We start from the raw sequence: 3,193 nt of genomic DNA on the forward strand, positions 1-3,193 counted from the left end.
TATGGGACTTTTTTTCTATACTCAAAAAGGCTCCATAATCTCTACAGTGGATTTACCCACTACAGAAATTATAGAGCCGTTTTATCACCCAAAAACTTATTTTATCTGATTGTTTCCTTGACATTTCATTACTTAAGTTTAACATTGCATCTTGTATAATATTCTTCTTACACTTCATTATATGCAAATAAATCTCTCCAATTTCCTTACTATCTTCTGAATGACCTACACATTCTCAGATAGGGTTCTAGCTTCTGTTTCTCCCTTTTTCTCGCCTCTCTCATCTCCTTATGCTATAATATTATTAAGTACTATAGGGAGGTCAATATGGACATTCAGGAATACCAAGACTGGGTCAGTCAGTTTTACAAGGAGCGCAACTGGTATAACTACAATCCTTTTATTCGGGCAAATTTTCTCTGCGAAGAAGTAGGGGAATTGGCTCAAGCTATTCGGAAAATGGAGATTGGACGCGATCGGCCAGATGAGCCAGTCAGCAATCAAAAAGAAAAGCTCCACCACATTCGCGAAGAACTAGGAGATGTCTTGGACAATCTCTTTATCATCGCAGATAAGTACCAGATTTCCCTAGAAGATATTATGGCAAGCCATAAGCAAAAGTTAGAAGAAAGGTTCAAAGAGCAATGAAAATAACCGTCTATTGTGGAGCAAGTTTGGGAGAGAATCCCATCTACCAAGAAAAAACTGTAACTCTGGGGAAGTGGATTGGAAAAAATGGGCATACACTTGTCTATGGAGGGGGAAATACGGGCCTTATGGGCTTAATTGCAGACACTGTTCTAGCTCACGGCGGACAGGTCATTGGTATCATTCCTGAATTTTTAAAAGACCGTGAACTTGCCCATCCCAACCTCTCAGAACTCCGTACCGTCAAGACCATGTCCGAACGCAAACTAGCCTTAATTCAAGAGGCAGATGCCTTTATCGCCCTACCTGGTGGACCTGGCACTCTGGAAGAAATCAGTGAAGTGATCTCTTGGGCAAGGATTGGAAAAAATGATAAACCCTGCATTCTCTTTAATACTGCAGGCTACTATCAAACCTTGGAGCAATTTTTTGACACCATGGTTACAGCAGGATTTCTAACCCTTGAAGACCGTGAAAAGACATTCTTTTCAGATGAACTAGACCAGATTGAGCACTTTATCGCAACCTACCAACCACCTGCTGCGCGTGAGTATAAGTAATCCCCTTTAAAATTCAAAACTGGCTTAGAAACGCTATTTCAAGCCTTTTTCTGTAAATTAAGGTATACTATATTCAGAATCAAACAATTTGTTCGATTTATCCTCATCATTCTACAGAAAGAAAGCCGGTACAGATGACTAATAACAGTCTGCACCGGTACAAAACCTATGGACAGAAGAATCAAGAAATCGCGTACAGCCATTTACCAAGCCTTTATCCACCTACTCAATCGGCAAAACTACGATACCATTACCGTGCAGGATATTATCGATTTAGCAGATGTGGGACGCTCCACCTTTTACGCACATTTTGAAAGCAAGGAGATGTTACTTGAGGAAGTCTGCGAGGATCTCTTTGCCCACAGCTTTGCGAAACCTCAGGCTCAAAGTGATATTCACGGAACCCTTACTCACATCTTCTACCACTTTAAAAACAATCAAGACAAGGTGGCAACCCTTTTACTCTCTAACAATCTGTATTTTACAAAGCGTCTCAAAGCAGAGTTACAACATTATGTCTTTCCCCTTGTCCGCACACCCCTCCTCTATCAGAAAAAACATGTTCCTGAAACCTTTTTAGAACACTTTGTCGCAACGACCTTTATCGAAACGATTAACTGGTGGTTGCAGCAACGGCAACCGATTGAGGAAGAGACCATTGCTAGCTATTTTTTAGAGGTAATTGATAGTTCTTTTTCTCAGTCCCTTGGTAAATCTTAAAAAATCTACCAAACAAAACAGACTTTTCTTTATAAAAGCCTTTACATTTTCTACCTTTTTTTGGTATAGTATAATAGATTGTGATAAAGCTATCAAATTAAATATGAAGTTGGTGTCTACTTTGGCAGTACAAGATCAAACCTTAATGTATACACTTGATAAAAGTATCAAGAAAAAAGCAGCTTTGATTGAAAGCAACTACTGGGCATATGCCCTCCGCTCGATATTTGCCAGTATCTATCTGGCGCTAGGAATTACCATCTCACTTTATACAGCAGATAAGATTGAGCATGTGGCAGCGGGACTTGGAAAATTCAGCTACAGTCTCATGTTTGGCTGGGGGCTTCTCATGATTCTCTATATGAATGCGGAACTTGGAACCTCTAATATGATGTATATGACCGTTGCAATCTATCGCAAGGTCATTCCGACCAAGACAGCCCTAAAAATCTTAGCTACCTGTATTTTCTTCAACTTTATCGGAGCTATCCTTGTCTGCTTTTTCATCGCACAGACAACTCCTTTTTCCATCGGACATGTGACAGCTGATAGCTATCTGGTACAAAGTACAATTGCCAAGATTGCTAAGACTCCTCTAACCCAGTTTATTGAAGGGATTTTTGCCAATATGGTCGTCAATATCGCTGTCTTTGCCTTCCTAAAAATGAAAGACGATGCTGGAAAAGCAATCAGTGTTCTCTTCATTATCTTTATTTTTGCTTTCTTTGGCTTTGAGCACGTTATTGCTAACTTCTCTAGCTTCTCTTTGGCTATCTTTTCTACAGGTTGTCCAGTAGAGGGAATGAATGTCTTATCCGTCCTATCTAATTTCCTCTTTTCAGGTCTAGGAAACTATGTCGGCGGTGGCTTGGTAATGGGACTACTGTACAGCTGGTTGAATGCACAATCAACTGTCTATGTGGACTAACACTCTTAAAAATCGGCAAAATGTCCCCCTTATGGTTTGAAATATCCACTAGCTTTTGCCCAATGAACGAACATAAGGAAACGAAACAACTATAATAAACTCAAATCCTCTATAATGCTTTTCATTCATTAAGATACCTTGACAAAGTACCGTTTTGATTTTCAAAGAGTATGAATCCACAGGCAATTGCCTATAAGGAACTTCCCCACATGCCTATCGTACAAAATAAGGAACGAAAACTGTTTCGTTCCTTATTTGGGCTCTATAATTTCTGTAGTGGGTAAATCCACTGTAGAGATTATGGAGCCTTTTTGAGTATAGAAAAAAAGTCCCATAT

4 protein-coding genes are annotated in these 3,193 nt (G+C 39.6%); all 4 read left to right on the plus strand.

What is annotated here, in order from left to right; all coding sequences use genetic code 11:
- The first annotated feature begins 327 nt into the window (after positions 1-327).
- The 4 genes from ACVPON_RS09510 to ACVPON_RS09525 all read left to right on the plus strand — a co-directional run bounded on the left by ACVPON_RS09510 (position 328) and on the right by ACVPON_RS09525 (position 2,856).
- Positions 328-648, plus strand: coding sequence for a MazG nucleotide pyrophosphohydrolase domain-containing protein (locus ACVPON_RS09510; RefSeq protein WP_462878389.1), 321 nt, complete (start codon positions 328-330; stop codon positions 646-648).
- Complete coding sequence (locus ACVPON_RS09515) at positions 645-1,208, plus strand: LOG family protein (protein WP_462878390.1); 564 nt, start codon at positions 645-647, stop codon at positions 1,206-1,208. The genes ACVPON_RS09510 and ACVPON_RS09515 overlap by 4 nt, the downstream gene beginning before the upstream one ends.
- 168 nt (positions 1,209-1,376) lie before the next feature.
- On the plus strand, positions 1,377-1,928 hold the full coding sequence (locus ACVPON_RS09520; RefSeq protein WP_462878391.1) for a TetR/AcrR family transcriptional regulator: 552 nt from the start codon (positions 1,377-1,379) through the stop codon (positions 1,926-1,928).
- Between the two features lie 103 nt (positions 1,929-2,031).
- Positions 2,032-2,856 (plus strand): formate/nitrite transporter family protein, encoded by an 825-nt coding sequence (locus ACVPON_RS09525; RefSeq protein WP_462878392.1) that lies wholly within the window; start codon positions 2,032-2,034, stop codon positions 2,854-2,856.
- The last annotated feature ends 337 nt before the right edge of the window (positions 2,857-3,193 follow it).

It is taken from the genome of Streptococcus sp. 1F3, assembly GCF_054968985.1.